The organism is Pseudooceanicola sp. (genome assembly GCF_029213205.1).
Classification (GTDB): Bacteria; Pseudomonadota; Alphaproteobacteria; order Rhodobacterales; family Rhodobacteraceae; genus Pseudooceanicola.
Window position 1 is genome coordinate 45,045 of sequence record NZ_JARGNH010000015.1, and the last position, 16,163, is coordinate 61,207.

13 protein-coding genes are annotated in these 16,163 nt (G+C 63.9%); 7 read left to right on the top strand and 6 right to left on the bottom strand.

Annotated features, from left to right (window positions below):
• The first annotated feature begins 50 nt into the window (after positions 1-50).
• The gene (locus tag P1U48_RS12145) at positions 51-821 is read left to right on the top strand and encodes a VOC family protein (RefSeq protein ID WP_301069271.1); all 771 of its coding nucleotides are present in this window, start codon (positions 51-53) and stop codon (positions 819-821) included.
• 266 nt (positions 822-1,087) lie between these two features.
• Here P1U48_RS12145 and P1U48_RS12150 read toward each other — a convergent pair whose 3' ends face one another.
• The 3 genes from P1U48_RS12150 to P1U48_RS12160 are packed head-to-tail and all read right to left on the bottom strand — an operon-like array spanning position 1,088 to position 3,704.
• A complete protein-coding gene (locus tag P1U48_RS12150) occupies positions 1,088-1,501 on the bottom strand; it encodes a Rieske (2Fe-2S) protein (protein ID WP_301069273.1) in 414 nt (137 codons plus the stop codon).
• Entirely contained in the window at positions 1,501-2,607 is a 1,107-nt protein-coding gene (locus P1U48_RS12155) for an amidohydrolase family protein (protein WP_301069274.1), read from the bottom strand. Before P1U48_RS12155 ends, P1U48_RS12150 begins: the two co-directional genes overlap by 1 nt.
• Positions 2,604-3,704 carry an amidohydrolase family protein gene (locus P1U48_RS12160; RefSeq protein ID WP_301069275.1) on the bottom strand — a complete coding sequence of 367 codons (1,101 nt, stop codon included), beginning with the start codon at positions 3,702-3,704 and terminating at the stop codon, positions 2,604-2,606. Before P1U48_RS12160 ends, P1U48_RS12155 begins: the two co-directional genes overlap by 4 nt.
• Before the next feature lie 163 nt (positions 3,705-3,867).
• Here P1U48_RS12160 and P1U48_RS12165 point away from each other — a divergent pair, with 163 nt between their 5' ends.
• The 3 genes from P1U48_RS12165 to P1U48_RS12175 are packed head-to-tail and all read left to right on the top strand — an operon-like array spanning position 3,868 to position 5,960.
• The gene (locus P1U48_RS12165; protein WP_301069276.1) at positions 3,868-4,254 is read left to right on the top strand and encodes a carboxymuconolactone decarboxylase family protein; all 387 of its coding nucleotides are present in this window, start codon (positions 3,868-3,870) and stop codon (positions 4,252-4,254) included.
• Positions 4,251-5,159 (top strand): NAD(P)-dependent oxidoreductase, encoded by a 909-nt coding sequence (locus tag P1U48_RS12170; RefSeq protein ID WP_301069277.1) that lies wholly within the window; start codon positions 4,251-4,253, stop codon positions 5,157-5,159. The genes P1U48_RS12165 and P1U48_RS12170 overlap by 4 nt, the downstream gene beginning before the upstream one ends.
• Before the next feature lie 6 nt (positions 5,160-5,165).
• Entirely contained in the window at positions 5,166-5,960 is a 795-nt protein-coding gene (locus P1U48_RS12175) for an N-acyl homoserine lactonase family protein (protein WP_301069278.1), read from the top strand.
• Between the two features lie 34 nt (positions 5,961-5,994).
• On the opposite strand, the gene P1U48_RS12180 is transcribed toward P1U48_RS12175, so the two are convergent.
• Positions 5,995-7,206 (bottom strand): FAD-dependent oxidoreductase, encoded by a 1,212-nt coding sequence (locus P1U48_RS12180; protein ID WP_301069279.1) that lies wholly within the window; start codon positions 7,204-7,206, stop codon positions 5,995-5,997.
• Positions 7,207-7,340: 134 nt separating this feature from the next.
• A complete protein-coding gene (locus P1U48_RS12185; protein ID WP_301069280.1) occupies positions 7,341-9,020 on the bottom strand; it encodes a hypothetical protein in 1,680 nt (559 codons plus the stop codon).
• 211 nt (positions 9,021-9,231) lie between these two features.
• Here P1U48_RS12185 and P1U48_RS12190 point away from each other — a divergent pair, with 211 nt between their 5' ends.
• The 3 genes from P1U48_RS12190 (at position 9,232) to P1U48_RS12200 (ending at position 14,320) form a co-directional block, all read left to right on the top strand.
• Positions 9,232-10,644, top strand: a complete 1,413-nt coding sequence (locus tag P1U48_RS12190) for a hypothetical protein (protein WP_301069281.1) — start codon at positions 9,232-9,234, stop codon at positions 10,642-10,644.
• A gap of 300 nt (positions 10,645-10,944) precedes the next feature.
• Positions 10,945-13,143 (top strand): polysaccharide biosynthesis tyrosine autokinase, encoded by a 2,199-nt coding sequence (locus P1U48_RS12195; RefSeq protein ID WP_301069282.1) that lies wholly within the window; start codon positions 10,945-10,947, stop codon positions 13,141-13,143.
• A 19-nt stretch (positions 13,144-13,162) separates the two neighbouring features.
• Positions 13,163-14,320 (top strand): glycosyltransferase, encoded by a 1,158-nt coding sequence (locus P1U48_RS12200; protein ID WP_301069283.1) that lies wholly within the window; start codon positions 13,163-13,165, stop codon positions 14,318-14,320.
• Here P1U48_RS12200 and P1U48_RS12205 read toward each other — a convergent pair.
• A complete protein-coding gene (locus P1U48_RS12205; protein ID WP_301069284.1) occupies positions 14,301-16,094 on the bottom strand; it encodes a CocE/NonD family hydrolase in 1,794 nt (597 codons plus the stop codon). The two genes, P1U48_RS12200 and P1U48_RS12205, sit on opposite strands and share 20 nt — an antisense overlap.
• Positions 16,095-16,163 lie beyond the last annotated feature (69 nt).

Sequence of the window (16,163 nt, forward strand, 5' to 3'; positions counted from 1 at the left end):
TTGAAGCCTTTTTCGAGAAACGCAAACCAGAATTCGGGACCCGTTGAGCCATGGCCATTCACCTTCGTCAAATCTGCCTTGTCGCCCGACAGTTGCAGCCAACCATCGACGCCCTCACTGATGTGCTGGGGATCCCGGTGGTGTTCGTCGATCCGGCGGTCGGGCGCTATGGGCTGGAAAACACCCTGATGCTGATCGGCACCCAGTTCCTTGAGGTTGTCGCCCCGACCGAGGACGGCACCGCCGCGGGCCGGTTCATGGACCGGATCGGCGGCGATGGCGGCTATATGGTCATCACCCAATCCAGTTCGCGTGACGTGCAGGAAAGCGTGCGCGCCAATGCCGCCGCCAATGGCGTGCGGGTGGCAAATGAGCGCGACCACGGCTGGTATCGGCTGTTCCAGCTGCATCCCGGCGACATGGGCGCCTCGTTCTTTTCCGCCCCCTGGGTCGAGGGCGGCGATCCGGTCGGGCGCTGGCCGTTTGGCGGTGACCGGGTGTGGATGGACAAGCGGGATCAGTGCAAAGCAACGGCGATCACCGCCGCCGAATTGCGCGCCACCGACCCTGAGGCGCTGGCGAAGCACTGGGCCGCTGTCGCCGGGCGCGAGATGAATGTGCAGGACGGGGTGCCGGGCTATGACCTCGACAATGTGCGCATCCGTTTTGTTCCGGCCGGCGATCAGCCGCAATGCCTGGCGGCGCTGGACCTGACGGTGGATGATGTGGCGGCGACGATTGCCCGGGCCAAGGCGCGCGGCTTGCCCACCAGTGAGGACAGCGTCACCATCTGCGGCACCAGGTTCAACCTCAGCGCCTGAGGGCGACCAGACTTCGACCTCACGCTCGATCGAACAGCTGCGGAACCGGGTGCAGAGCGGCGCCTACATGGCATTCGCCAGCGTCGGTTCGCCAAACGAGGGTCGCGGTCGCGGTGATCTCGCCGCGCCACAATCCCTGCACCTCGCGCAGCATGACCCTGATGGCCGGTCCCATCGATATGCGTGAAAGCCCGTCATCAATGACGCGCTGGGAGCGCGAGACCTATCCGGTGGCGCGCAACATGATCCTGGCGCTGGAACGGCGGCTAGAGCTCGACCACCACCAGATCGGCCTCGGTGCTGACGTCATAAAGCTCAAGGTCGCCAACGGTTTCGGTATCATCGGCACTCAGCACTGACACCCCCACCGGCCGGGCGCGAAACTTGCCCGGGCGCGCACAGGCCTCACCGGTGCGAATGTCGAATTCCCAGCCATGCCAGGGGCAGCGCAGGATTTCGCCGCGCCGCGACAGCCGATAGTCGCCGGGCCGGTCGCTGTCGACCTGCGAGATCAGGTGTCCGGCGCAGAGCGATCCACCCTGATGCGGGCAACGGTTCAGCATGCCGAACCATTCCTCACCCAGCTTGAAGATCACAATCGGACGGCCCTTGACCTCGACCAGCTTGCGGTCGGTGTCGGCGAAATCCGCAACCTTTGCGACGACGTGCTTTTCCGCCATCAGCTCAGCCCATAGGCTTTGAACGCGTTGTTGCGGAAGAATCCGTCGCGTTGCTCCTGTGTCAATTGCACAGGCAGCGCGCGCTTGGGATCGTCGAAATCCCAATGCGGGTAATCCGAGGCGTAAAGCACGTTTTCCCAGCCGATCCAGTCGATGGTTTCAACCAATTGCTGGCGCTTGTCCGGCTCCTCGATCGGTTGCGAGGTCAGCCAGACATGCTCGCGGATGATCTCAGAAGGGGGCCGTTTCACATGGCTCAACTCCATCCGGTTCTTTTCCCAGATCTTGTCCAGCCGCCAGGCCAGAGACGGCAGCCAGGCGATGCCGCCCTCGACGATGATCAGCTTCATATCCGGGATCCGGTCGAACACGCCCTCATAGACCATCGACACGATCAGTGACTGGCAGCTCTGCGCATGTGCCATCATGTCCTCGATATAATAGGACGGATAGCCGCCCCCAGTCGGCGGGTTGCCACCATAGCCAAAGGCATGGACACCCACCGGCAGCCCGTTGGCCGCCGCCGCCTCATAGATCGGCCAGTATTTGCGGTGACCCAGGGGATCGGGGGTGCGTGACAGCATCGAGATCTGGACGAAATCGTCCTTATGCGCGTGCTTTTCGATCTGGGCGACGCAATCGCTGGCATTCTCATAGGCCATCACGATCGAGCCTTTGATCCGCGGCTCTTTCCGGGTCCAGAATTCCTGTTGCCATTCATTGATCGCCGCACAGAGCGCAACCGCCAGATCCATGTTCTGCAACGCCTGCCCGATCCTGAGCGGGATCATCACCGCCAGATCGACATGATGCGGATCAAGGTGCTGTTCGCGAAAGAACGACAGGCTTGAGGCCGGCGGCCCGCCCTCGGGCGGATAGGAATCGCGGCGCGAGGCGCGCGGTTGGCCCTTGGGATATTGGGTGCCTCCGGCAAAGCCGATGCGCTGCGGCATGCCATAGGTTTCAATATGGTCACGCCATTTCTGTTCGAGAAACGGGAACACCTCGTCTTCCAATGAGGTCGGGTTCGGATGGACATCGCAATCGGCAATGCCGACCCGCGCCTCTTGCACCTTGGACAGGTTTGGTCTGGCTTCGACATTCATTTTGCAGCCTCGCTCAGCCGGGGATAGGTGGCCATGGGATTGTCGATCATCATCCGCCGGATCTGGCTGTCGCTCAGACCCTCGGGCACGGCATTGTCGCCGTCAAATTGCCAATGCGGATAATCGGTGGAAAACAGCAACAGGTCCTCGGTGCCGACATGTTCCATCACCCGCGACAGCACCGCCGCATCCTGCGGCGCATCGACCGGTTGCAGGGTAAAACGGACGTTCGAAGCGACGATTTCGCGCGGCATCCGGTCGACCCAGGGGGTCAGCATCCGCAGCCCGTGCCAGTATTTGTCGAGCCGCCACAGGAATGACGGCAGCCAGGTAACGCCGCTTTCCGACATCACGATCTTGAGGTCGGGATGGGTAGAAAACACGCCTTCGGTGATCAGGCTGGTCAGCGTTGTCTGGAAATTCACCGCATTGGCGGCGTAGTCCTGGGAATGAAAGGTCGACCAGCCGATGCCGGTGGTCGGATGGCGATACATCGACCCGGCATGGATCGCGACAGGCAGCCCGTGTTTCTCTGCCGCCTGGTAGATCGGCCAATACATCTGATTGCCCAGCGGCCTGTCGCCCATCACCAGCAACAGCACCTGAACAAAGCGCTTGTCGCCCGCCAGCCGCTCAATCTCATCCACCGCCAATTCGGGGCTCTGCTGCGCCACCACGATCGACGACCGCAGACGCGGATCCCGGTCCAGCCATTCGCGGGCGGTGTAATCGTTCAGCCCCCGCGCAAACCCGGCGGCCATATCGGCGTTGAACAGCAATTGCACGCCCAGCAGCGGGTTCAGGATCGCGGTGCCGACTCCGATCCCGTCCAGCAGATGTGCCTGCAACCGCGCCAGCCCGTCGCCATCCCCTTGGCGCCAATCGGCGCGGATCGTGATCGGCGCATTGGGCGGGTAATGCACGCTCTGCAATTGCTCGATGCCGCGATTGACCACCGATTCCGCCAGATATTCATCCAGATAGGGCATCAGCTGGGTCATCGTCGGGGCGCTGGGATGCACATCGCAATCCACCGCGCCGGGCAATATCGCCCGCACGTCAGCGGCGCGGGTCTTTGGGTCCATCAGGGTTTCCAACGGGTCCTCCCTTGATCGTCGCCACAACCATACCAGTCTGGACGCCATTTCTCACCAAGAATACCATGATATGCAGATATACGATGAACTGCCGCCGAGGTGGCTTGCAACTTGCCGGGATTCGCGGCCACTTTGCCGCGAACACAAATGAACGAGGGAACAGATGGATCGCGAAACCTACGACAAGGGCATGAAAATCCGGCGCGCGACATTGGGCGATGCCTATGTCGACAAGGCCGTCGACGGGATGGACGATTTCACCCGCGAGCTGCAAGAGCTGGTGACCACCTATTGCTGGGGCGAGGTCTGGGGCCGCGAAGGTCTGGATCGCAAGACCCGCTCGATCATCAATATCGCGATGATTTCAACGCTCAATCGCCAGCATGAGCTGGGCGCGCATGTGCGCGGCGCGCTGAACAACGGGGTCAGCCGGGACGAGATCAAGGAGGTGCTGCTGCAGGTCGGTATCTATGCCGGGGTGCCGGCGATGGTCGACAGTTTCCGCACCGCCCGCGCGGTGCTGGCCGAGATCGACAGCGAAGCGCAATGACCGTGCTGGGGTTCATCGGCATCGGCACCATGGGGGCGCCGATGGTGCATTGCCTGGCCATGGCCGGACAACGCCCTCTGCTCCAGGATGCCAGCATCGCGGCGGCGCAAGTGGCGGCGGATCGGGACGGGCTCAGCGCTGCGACCACGGCGGTCGAAGTTGGCGCCACCTGTGACCTGGTCATCCTGATGCTGCCCGACAGCGCCATTGTCCGCGATGTCTGCCTCGGCGCCGGGGGGCTGGCCGCCGCGATGGCGCCGGGCGGGGTGATCGTCGATATGTCCTCCTCCGACCCGATCGAGACCCGCAAACTCGGCGCCGAACTGGCGGCGCGCGGATTGATCCTGCTTGACGCGCCGGTGTCCGGCGGGCTGCGCAAGGCGCGCGACGGCAGCCTGGCGATCATGCTCGGCGGTGACGACGCGGCGGCAATGGACCGCGCCGAACCCATACTGACCAGTATGGGAAAGGTGTTTCGTGCCGGGCCGTTGGCCGCTGGTCACGCCACCAAGGCGCTGAACAATTACGTTTCCGCCGCCGGGCTGGTTGCCGCCTGCGAGGCGGTGATCGTCGGGCGCGACTTCGGCCTCGACCCGGCGGTGCTGACCCAGATCGTCAACGCCTCGACCGGGCGCAACAACTCGACCGAAAACAAGATTGCCCAATTCGTCCTGTCCGGGGCCTTCCGCGACGCCGGATTTTCCCTCAGACTGATGACCAAGGACGTTGGCCTCGCCGCCGGCCTCGGTCAGCACACCGGCCATGACCTGCCGGGGCTTGAGGCGCTGGCAAAGATCTGGCGCGACGCTGCAGACGTGTTGGAGCCTGCCGCCGATCACACTGAAATATTTCACTTTCTCGAATCTATCGACGGGGCAAACGCGCCGGAGACCAGTCAAGGATGAATTCCCATGAGTGACCCACATTATCAGGTCTACGCGGTAAAATACGCGAGGTTCGACCGGCATTCTTCTGGCAATTTCATGGGCGGCGACCCGCATGACGGGCCGATGCCGCTCTATTTCTTTGTCTGGCTGATCCGTGGCCATGGCCGCACCATCCTGGTTGACACCGGGTTCAACGCCGACCGCGCGGCCAAGCGGGGCCGTGCCCTCGAACGCTGCCCGATCGAGGCGCTGGCGTCGCTCGGCGTCGCGCCGGGTGATGTCGATACGGTGGTGATCACCCATCTGCATTACGACCATGCCGGCAATATGGACAAGCTGCCCAACGCCCGCTTTGTCCTGCAAGAGGCCGAAATGAACTATGCCACCGGCCGCTATATGCGGCACCGTATGGTGCGACACCCGTTCGAGCTGGGCGATGTGCAACTGATGGTGGCGCTGAACTATGCCGAACGCGTCGATTGGGTGAATGGGGTCTCGGAGATCGCGCCGGGGGTCACGGTGCACCACCTGCCCGGCCATTCACTCGGCCTGCAGGCGGTCACTGTGGAAACCGACGTCGGCCGCATCTGTCTGGCCTCGGACGTGGCGCATTTCTATGCCAATGTCGAACACGGGCTGCCGTTTCCGATCACCGCCAGCGTTGTTGATCAGCTCGACGGGCATGAGGCGGCGCGGAAACTGGCCAGCCACCCGGACCTGATGATCCCCGGCCATGATCCCTTGGTTACCGAACGCTTTGCCGCGCTGGCCGACGATCCTGAGATCTATGACCTGACCCGACCTTTGCCACGCGGCTAGGTCGAGACCGTGCGATGCAATATGGAGACGCAGGTCAGCCCTGTGCCTTCATCTCTTTCAACACCTGACGCAGGTCGAAATCTGCCGCGGCAAGCCGCTCACGGCTGACTGCCGGATCAAGCTTCAGGATTTGGCGCGCGGCCATATGCGGGGCGGGCATATTGACGCTTTCCAGCGCCGCAAAGACCCCGCCACGGAACCGCAAAACCAGTAGCTTGCCCGGTTCAGTCGGGATCACCTCGGCGCTGTCGTCGGATTGCGCCAGCCCGGCGATTTGCAGCTTGGCCTCGGCCTGATCGCTCCAGAACCAGGGCACCGCATCATAGGGCGCGGGCGTGCCGGTGATCGTCGCCGCAATGGCGCGCGCATGGTCGGTGGCCGCCTGCACCGATTCCAGCCGCACCGGCGCGCCGGTCACCGGGTCCGGAAAGGCCGCGCAATCGCCCAGGGCAAAGATCGCCGGATCGGCGGTGCGCAGATGATCGTCAACCAGAATGCCGTTCGACACCGGCAATCCGGCGGCAGCGGCCAGTTCGGCATTCGGGCGCACCCCGGCGGCCAGAACCACCAGATCACCGCTCAATACCTCACCGTCTGCCAAGGTGACGCTGCTCGCGTTCATCGCCGCAGCCGGGGTGCTTGTCAGCAGGCGCACGCCGGCGTTGCGGTGAAGATCGGCAAAGAAGGCGGAGGTCGGTTCCGACACCGCCCGCGCCATCACCCGATCCGCCGCCTCGACCACGCTCACCTGCCAGCCCGCGGCGCGCGCAACTGCGGCGAATTCCAGCCCGATAAAGCCGCCGCCGACAACAATCGCATGGCCATTGGCGCCCATACGGTCACGCAGGTCAACCGCATGGCCAAGGGTGCGCAACGACACAATCGCCGGATCGTCGGCGCCGGGCAACGGCGGCAGGGCGTTGCGGGCACCGGTGGCCAGTATCAGATATTCATAAGCGAGAACCGCGCCATCCTCGGTGGTGATCGTGTGGGCGGCGCGATCAATCGCAGCCACCTTGTCATTGCGCAGGGTGATATCGTTCTGCGTATAAAAGGCGGCGGTGCGCAGCAACAGCCGGTCGGCATCGCCCTCTTTCAGATAGGCCTTGGACAGCGGCGGGCGTTGATAAGGCAGGCCCGGCTCATCGCCGATCAGTGTTACCGGCCCGGCATACCCCGCCGTGCGCAGGCTCGCCGCCGCCTGAAATCCGCCCTGCCCGGCACCGATGATCACTACACCCGTCATTTCGTCTTCTCCGTTTACCATTGGCCGCACCCGCGACGCAGCCAGGCGCCGCGCGGTTGTGATCTTGGTTGGCACAGTGCCGTCGGATGCTCAACCCGCACGAAGGACACAGCACGGACGCAGCACCGCGAAACTCAATCAGCGTGGCGCAGAGTGATGCGATAACGGGTCAGGTCGCCCTCGGTGGTGGCGCCGGGGGACAGGGCGATCTCCAGCCGCGCACCGGCGGGCAGGGACAGCACCGGCGGGCGGTAGGCGACCAGCCCGGTATCGACCCATTTCGCCAGGTCCTCACCGTTCAGCCGCACCACAACGCTGATCCCGTCCCGGCTTTCCCCGACCAGATCGAACTGGGCGTCAAGCCTGACGCGCATCGCCCGAGGCGCACGAAACTCATGCACGATTTCAACTGGATAAGATGGAAATCCGGCGGGAAGCATAACCTGCGACAACACCCGGACATCGGCGTTTTTCGACACCCCCAGCCAGGGCGTCCAGGGCCGCCCGGGGCCGCCCTGACCCGGCATCGTCGCCAGCGGCGTTTCGCCGTCAGGATCGCGGACAAAGCGGCGGAAGGGATCGGTGCCACCACCCGGCACAGCCGGATCGGGAAAGCTGAACTGGTGGAAACTGTCGGCGATGACCTCTTGCGCGCCCAGCACGAAATCCCGGCTCAGATCGATCGGCCCGGTCGAGGTCAGCACCAACGGCGCGGTCTCGGACAGACGGAAATCGCGCCCCGGCAGCACCTGTCCGGTGGCGTCCCGCATCTGGACCTGGTCCGACATCAGCCGCAGATCGCGCGGAACGCCCCAGATCACCAAAACGCGCTCATCGAACAGGCAGGCATAGGTAAACGGATCAGGCGCGACATCCTGCACCTGCCGCCCCTCCATGGTCTCGCGCAGAAACAGGAAACTGCGCATCACCTCGGTCTGGCGCAGGTCGCTGTCGATCAGCGGCATATAGCCGTCGCCGCGCTGGTTCAGCGCATACCAGGCCAGCCGCGACACCCCGGACAGGGCCATCTGGCAATAGCCGCGCAGCAAAGCGTCCGGCGCCCCGGCCGGATCCTGCGAGCCAAATTCGGTGATCTCGACCGGCATCTTCTCCAGCCCCGGCAGCCGCCGCATCACCGCGATCTGGCGCGCCAGCTGTTCGATTGGCGTGTCGTAGGGATGCAGGGCAATACTGTCCATATAGCCCGCCGCACCCAGCGCCAGCATCTGGCCAAGGTAGCCGCTCGGGATCGAATGCACCCCGCCGCCGATGATCCGAACCTCGGGGCGCAACGCCTTGACCTGGTCATACACCGACTTCAACAGCGCGACATAGGCGGCCGCCCGCGCCGCAAGCGGCTGCTTCAGCAACGGGCCAGAAACGAAATCGCCACTGTTGAATTCATTGCCAACCTCGACTGAGGTCACCGCCGGGAACCGCGCCACCACCGCCGCTGCGTGGCGGCCAAAGCCGCGCACCGCCGCCGGGCTGAGCGGGGTCGTGCCACCGTCAAACTTCGGATGGCCATTGTTGACCAGCAGGCTGATCGTCGCCCCACCGGCTCCGGCCTGGTCAGGATAGACGGTCATCGGTTCATCGTAATGGAAACCACCGCTGCGATCCTCGACCCGATACCAGAACAATTCATCCCTGAGGTCATCGATGCCAAGGCTGAGCGCCCGGTCCAGCAATCCCGGCGGCACCCCCTGCCCGAAGCTCGAGGCAACGGCGAGCTTTGGGCCACGCAGCTCGACAGCGCCGCCGGGGAGGGCGCCGAGGATCAGTGCAACCAAGATCGAGACAACCCAGCGCATCGCCTGCCTTTGCTGTTGAGGCCCGTCGAACTTGCGGTAATCCCGGCCTCCGTTCAAGCCGCAGGTCAAGCGCGGCTCCGGCGGCGCCGCCCTATTGTTTCGAAAACGGCAACAATCGTGCTTAATGGAAATACTCTCGCCGGAACGGCAACAATTTGCGGGCCAACCCGCCACCGCACACTTGACGTCGGGTCCCGTGCCGGGGCCAGTGATGCGCATGGAACTCCTGCCCAGCTCATTCCTTGCTCTTGTCGTGCTGGCCGCGCTTGCGGTGACCGGCCCTTATCGGGGACTCGCGCTGTTCCTGGCGACGACCTGCTTCGGTGCGGCGGCGGCGTTCAACCTACCTGCACTTGGCGGCGCCTCGATCCTGATTGCCGATATCGCCGCCTTGATGATGTTTGCGCTGGTCGCCCTGCGCCGTGACGGTCCGGGTCTGATTGCCGGCAGTATGCGGTTGGGTGAGCCGGGGTTCTGGCTGCTGCTGCTGGCCCTGTTCGCGATCCTCGCCACCCTGTTTTTCCCGCGCCTGTTCGAAGGCCAGACCCTGGTGTTCAGCCTGACCCGCGACCTGGGCGAGGAAGGGATCATCGCGATCCCGCTGCGCCCCAGCGCCGGAAACTTGACTCAGCTGTTCCGGCTGATGCTCGGGGTGGCCATTTTCTATGCTTTGGCAACGGTGTTTCGGCTGCGCCCCGACGGGCCGCATGTGCTGCGCGCGATTGCGGTGCTCACCGCCGTCAATGTCGGGCTGGGCTGGATTGACGTGCTGAGCCATGCGATTGGCCTGCCGCATCTGCTCGACCTGATCCGCAGCGCCAATTACGCGATGTTGGATGACGTTTACATGGCGGGAGTGAAACGCATGGTCGGCGGTTATCCCGAGGCCAGCGCCTACGGCTATTTCAGCCTGGGCATATTTGCCTTCTGGGCCCGCTACTGGATCAGTGCGCCGCGCCTGCCAATGGCCGGGATCATGCTGGCGCTGTCGACCATAGCCATCCTGCATTCGACATCCTCGGCCTCCTATGTCGCCACGCTGGCCTTTCTGTTGGTCACTGCGGCATTGGCGATGCTCGCCAGATTGCGCAGTCAGGTCAGCCGCCGCGGCCTTGCGGTGTCGACCTTTGCCTTTGTGCTGACCGGTCTGACGGCGCTTCTGCTGATCACCAGCTATGCGTTCCTTGCCCCGGTTCAGAACTTCTTTGACAATGTTCTGTTCGACAAGCTGGCCAGCGATTCCGGCGTCGAACGGATGAGCTGGAACGCCCAGGCGTTCAAGAACTTCCTTGAAACCCGGATGATGGGCGCCGGGCTGGGCTCTGTGCGCGCCTCAAGCTGGATCATGGCGACACTGGCCAGCCTCGGGGTGATCGGCACCCTGTTGTTCCTGCTGTTCATCGCCAGCGTCCTGAAGCCCCTCCCCCGTAATGCCGGGACCGGCACCCGCGCCATCACCATAGCGGCGCTGAAATCCGCCTGCCTCGGCTTGCTGATATCCTCGCTGCTGACCGGGGCGACTCCGGATCTGGGCCTGATCTTCTTTGCCTGCGCCGGGCTGGCCGCCGGTCTGTCACGCGGGGCGATTCTCCAACATCGAGATCGCGCTCAACCACCTCTGTGATCGGTTACGATCCTGGCAACAATCCGGGTGATCCCTGGCTATTGTTAACGAATATTACCAAAAAATAAGCCATTATTGTCAACAACTTGTTCAAAACTTGACAGGAGTCCGTCCGGGTCACGATAGTGCCCCGAACTTGTCTTATTTCGCCCAATTCCGGGCCGCCCTGCGATTGCCATCGCGATCCGGGCATCCCCGGGGCCAGGCGGCAGCGGCAGATAAAAATTCAAACACGCCTCAGGGCGCCACTTTCACCGCACCGCACGCGGGCAGAGAACGGGCCAGAAAATGGTAGCAAGCATGACCGATATCTTCGATCGCGGGCCCTTGGCGCCGCGTCGCCGGTCCGCCGCGACGCAGGATGGCGATTCCGTCGATCTGCGGATGATGTTCCGTGGCGTCTGGAATGACCGTTTCATCATCCTCGGCGCGGCGCTGGCCTGCGGAATTCTGGCCGCGTTTCTGGTGCTGCAGGTGACCCCGCGCTACACCTCGGTGTCGCAAATCCTGCTCGATCCACGCGAACGCCAGGTGATAACCAATCAACAGGTGGTGTCCGACCTCAAGCTCAGCGATCAGGTGGTCGCCAGCGAGTTGTCGATCATGCGCTCCAACCTGCTGTTGGAAAAGGTGATCGAGGAAATCGACGCGATCGACCCGAAAGCGTTGGAAATCCTCGATCCGGCGGAGAAATCGCCACGATTCATCGACAGTGTCACCTCGTCGATGCTGGGCCTGTTCCGGCGCTCGAAATCCGATGGTGCAGGCAGCGCCGAAATGGCCGAACGCGCCCGGCTTGAACGGTTGACCTGGGCGATCCGGCGCAGCGTGACCCTGTCGCGTGACGGCAAGGCCTATGTGATCACCATCAAGGCGGAAACCGAGGATCCGGGATTCTCTGCGCTTCTGGCCGCCACCATCGCCGAACAATATGTCGCCCAGCAATTGCAGGGACGTCGCAACACCGCGACCCAGGCCGCCGACTGGATCGAAACCCGGGTCGAGGACCTGCGCAAACAGGTCGAACTGGCCGAGGCCGCAGTCGAGGATTACCGCGCCGACAGCCTGGAAAAGAACGGCACCAGCGCCGATATCGTGTCGCAGCGGATGGTCAGCCTGAACAAGGAACTGATCGCCACCCGGGTCGACCGCGTCGCCGCCGAAGCCCGCTATAATGAAATGGCCCGCCTGTTAGAGACCGGGGGTTTCGACGCGCTTGGCAGCATGTTCACCTCGGATACCATCAAGGAACTCGACACCCGCCGGGTCGAGATCGAGGCCACGGATGCGCAATGGGCCGAACGCTTTGACGACAACCACCCGGAACGGCGGCGGATCGCCGGGCAATTGGCCGAGGTCAACCGTGCCCTGTCGGTGGAATTCCAACGCGCCCTCGATGCCCAGCGCAACGAGGTACAGATCGCCCAGATCCGCGAGAACACCATCCGCGAAAGCCTGGAATACACCGAGGCGCAATATCTGTTGGTGTCGCGCAGCTCGATCGGTCTGCGCCAGTTGGAACGGCAGGCCGAAGTTGCCCGCAACATGTATTCCGACCTGCTGAACCGCTATGCGGAAACCCGCACCCAGGAACAATTGCAGCAGGCCGATGCCCGGATCATCGAACGCGCCACCCTGCCCGGCGCGCCCTCGGCGCCCCGGCCCAAGTTGATGACCTTTCTGGGGCTGGTGATCGGTGGCCTGCTCGGCTTTGGCGTCGCCGCCTTCCGCCAGCTCAGCACCCGCGCCTATCGCAGCCCGGTCGACCTGGCGCTGGACACCGGGGTTCCGGTTCTGGGCACCACCCCGGAACGCAATTGGGCCAGCACCGCCGCCGCCATCCGCGAGATCGAGGCCGATCCGATGGGCCCGGTGGCCGAGGCGATGAAGAAGGTGCGCAACGAATTGAAGCTGGGCGAAGAAATCGTCGAACCGCAGAGCATCGCGCTGCTGTCGCCGCTGCAGGACGAGGGCAAGACCACGACGACGGTGTTGCTGGCCCGGGTCAGCGAACTTGCGAACAAACTGGTGGTGGTGGTCGATTGCGACTTCCGCAAGAATTCGCTGCAGAACGAATATCAATTGCCGATGGAGCACGACCTGGGAGAGCTGATCCGGGGCGATTGTTCGGTTCTGGACGCGGTCAACACCGACACCGGCCTTGGCTTTGACCTGTTGGCCAATCGCGCGCCCGATCCGACCTGTACCGATCTGCTGACCACCGAATGGCTGCGTTCGACCCTGGACGAGCTCAAGCAATATTACGACGTCATCCTGGTCAATTGCCCGGCGATCCTACCGGTGGCGGAAACCCTGGTCCTGGCCCGTGCCGTGGATCAGCGGGTGATGCTGGTGCGGCACAATTCGACCGCCCGCAGCGCCGCCCGCCGCTGCCTGTCGACGCTCGAGCATAACGAGCTGGATATCGTCGGTCAGATCATGACCCGCGTCGATCCGCGGATGCTGTCTGACGAAGATCTCTATCGTTACAATTACTAAGCCGCGGGAGGCTCTGACCATGACCAGACAGATGTCTGCCGAACCGCGTGTGGCGCTGATCCATTACTGGCTGATCGGCATGCGTGGCGGTGAAAAGGTGCTTGAGGCGCTGTGCCGGATGTATCCGCAGGCCGATATCTTTACCCATGTCTATGCCCCGGAAAAGATATCCGACACGATCAACGCGCATCGGGTGATCGAAACCTCGGTCGGGCGCCTGCCCTTTGCCAAGCGGCTGTATCAATCCTATCTGCCGTTCATGCCGCGCGCCCTGGAGGAGATCGACCTCACTGGCTATGACCTGGTGATCTCCAGCGAGGCTGGGCCGGCCAAAGGCGTGATCGCCCCGCCGGATGCCTATCACCTGTGCTATTGCCATTCGCCGATGCGCTATCTCTGGGATCAATACCACGTCTATCTGAAATCCGCCGGGCGGCTGTCACGGCTGATCCTGCCGCATGTCGCGCATCGGCTGCGGCTGTGGGACGTCTCCAGCGCCGCGCGAGTCGATGCCTTTGCCGCCAATTCCAGCCATGTTGCGTCGCGGATCGAGAAATACTGGAATCGCGGCGCCGAGGTGGTGCATCCGCCGGTCGATGTCGATGCGTTTTCGCCGGTCCGCGCCTCGGATCTGGGCGACTATTACCTCTGGGTCGGAGAGTTGGCCCCCTACAAGCGCCCCGATCTGCTGATCGACGCCTTCAACCGGCTTGGCCTGCCGCTGGTGATCATCGGTGGCCCCGACAAGACCAGCCAGCAGTTGCAGAAACAAGCCAAGGACAACATCACCTTTCTGGGCCGCACCGATTTCGAAACCCTGCGCCATCACATGGCCCGCTGCCGGGCGCTGGTGTTCCCGGGCGAAGAGGATTTCGGCATTGTCCCGGTCGAGGTCATGGCCTCGGGCCGTCCGGTGATCGCCTATGATCGTGGCGGTGCCCGCGACACCGTGGTGCACGGCAAGACCGGGATGCTGTTTCAGGATCAATCCGTTGACGGGCTGGTGAAAGCGATCAAGGAATTCGAATCCGCCCGGCTCTATGAGGTCGACAGCATGGTTCTGGTCAATCACGCCCGCCGCTTCAGCGAGGCCGCGTTCCGGGTCGGCATCGAACGGCTGTTGCCGCCAGCGCTGGCGCCGGCCGACACCGCCGTGCTCAGCCGCCCGGCAGAGTGAGCAGCCGCAGCCGCGACGGGGTATCCGCGCCGCTGTGCAGGGTGATCCGTGCCGGATGCGGGTCGCTTTCAGCGTAGGGATCGCCGCCACCATTCATATTGCGCGCCAGCCTCGGATAGCTGCTGCCAGCGACGTGCAGGCGCAGGCGATGGCCCGCGGGCACCTGGTATGCGATGTCGCGCAGGATCACCGTCGCCTCGACCACCGCGCCGGGCGGCATCAGGCTGGGCCGATCCATGCCATCGCGATAGCGCAGCCGCAGCGACCCTTCGGTGATCATCAGCGATCGACCTTCGGGATCGACATCGGTCAGCCGCAGCACCAGGTCGGTATCCGGCACATCGGTCGAGACATAGAGCCGTGCCTCGACCGGACCAGCAATCGTCAGCGCTGCCTCCAGTGGCGCGCCGGTCAACAGCCGTAGGTCTCGCCGCTCCTCGATCGGGTTCTGAAAGAGCGGCCCGGCACGCAAATCGGCCTCGCCGGTGCAACACATGGTGCCCCCGATCGAGGGCACCGGGTTCATCGGGTCCGAGGTGAACCCGATGCGCCCCGGCTCGGGTGCCGGGGCTTCGCTCAACGCAGCGCCATCGAGGTAGAGCACCGTCTCGCCTGCGGCGCGCGGCGGCCATTCCTCGGCCCGGCGCCATTCATTGGCCCCCAACAGGTAATAGAACACCGGCGGCAGATCCGGGGCCGGACCCTGTTTCATGCGGTGGTTCATCATCGCCACGAACAGCGCGTCGAAATCCATGGCCTGCGCCGGGTCAAGCGGCAGATCACCGACCTGCCCTTCCGCCAGAGCATGGCCCAGATCGCAATGCAGGGCGGGCAGGATCACCACGCTGCCGGGCGCCCCGGTGGCGCGCATCTGCCGCGCCAGTTGCAGGCTTTCCCGGGCCCGGTCATACCAGCCATCGACAATCAGGAAGGGGGTAGAGAAGTGATCCTCGGCACTGATAAACCCGCTGTTCTGCCAATAGGCAGGATCGTCGAACCGGTCGAGGAAGGCGGTAAAATCGGTCGGGTCATTGCGGAACTGCGCCACCGCATCGCGCAACGGCAGGGTCGCCAGCCCCTTGCCGTAATCCACCCGCGGATAGCCCATCTTGTCCGGGGTCTTGCCGCCCGCCTCGACAAACCAGCCAAAGGCCGAGGCCAGATTCAGAATGCCGCCGTCGAAAAAGCCGAAGAAGCCATAGGACCCATCCAGCGTCCCGATCGCCCCACCTGCCCCGAGCGGGATCATCGCCTTATGCGCCGGGTGCCGCTTGCTCGCCAGCAACACCTGGGTTTCGCCCAGCGCCGAACAGCCGATGCTGCCGACCTGGCCATCCGACCAGCCCTGCGCCACAATCCAGTCGAGCGTCGCCGCGCCGTCATCCGCATCATCCGGATAAGGCGCAAAGACCCCCTCGCTGCGATAGCGCCCGCGCATGTCCTGTACCGCCACGCCATAGCCCTGCGCCAGAAACAGCCGCGCCCAATGGCGCACCGAACCAAAGCGGCGCTTGCCATAGGGCAGCCGCAACAGGACCGTCGGCACCGGGCCGGTCTGCGGATCGGGCAGGTAGACATCCATGGCCAGCCGCACCCCGTCCGGCATCGCGATCAGCGCCTCGGGCAGCGCCCGCGCGCCGGTAAGCGAGGCGACAAAGCTGCGGTGTTCCGCGTTCGACTTGACCCCGCGCAGCAGGCTCACCACCCGGTCACGCTGGCTATAGGCCAGCACCGAAAGCGCCAAAATCACACAGGCGAGCCAAACCAGTCTCATCCGCGCACCTCATGTCTCGACCACAATGCCGGGGCTGGGCTAGGCTGGCCGCCAGCGCAAGCGGAGCCC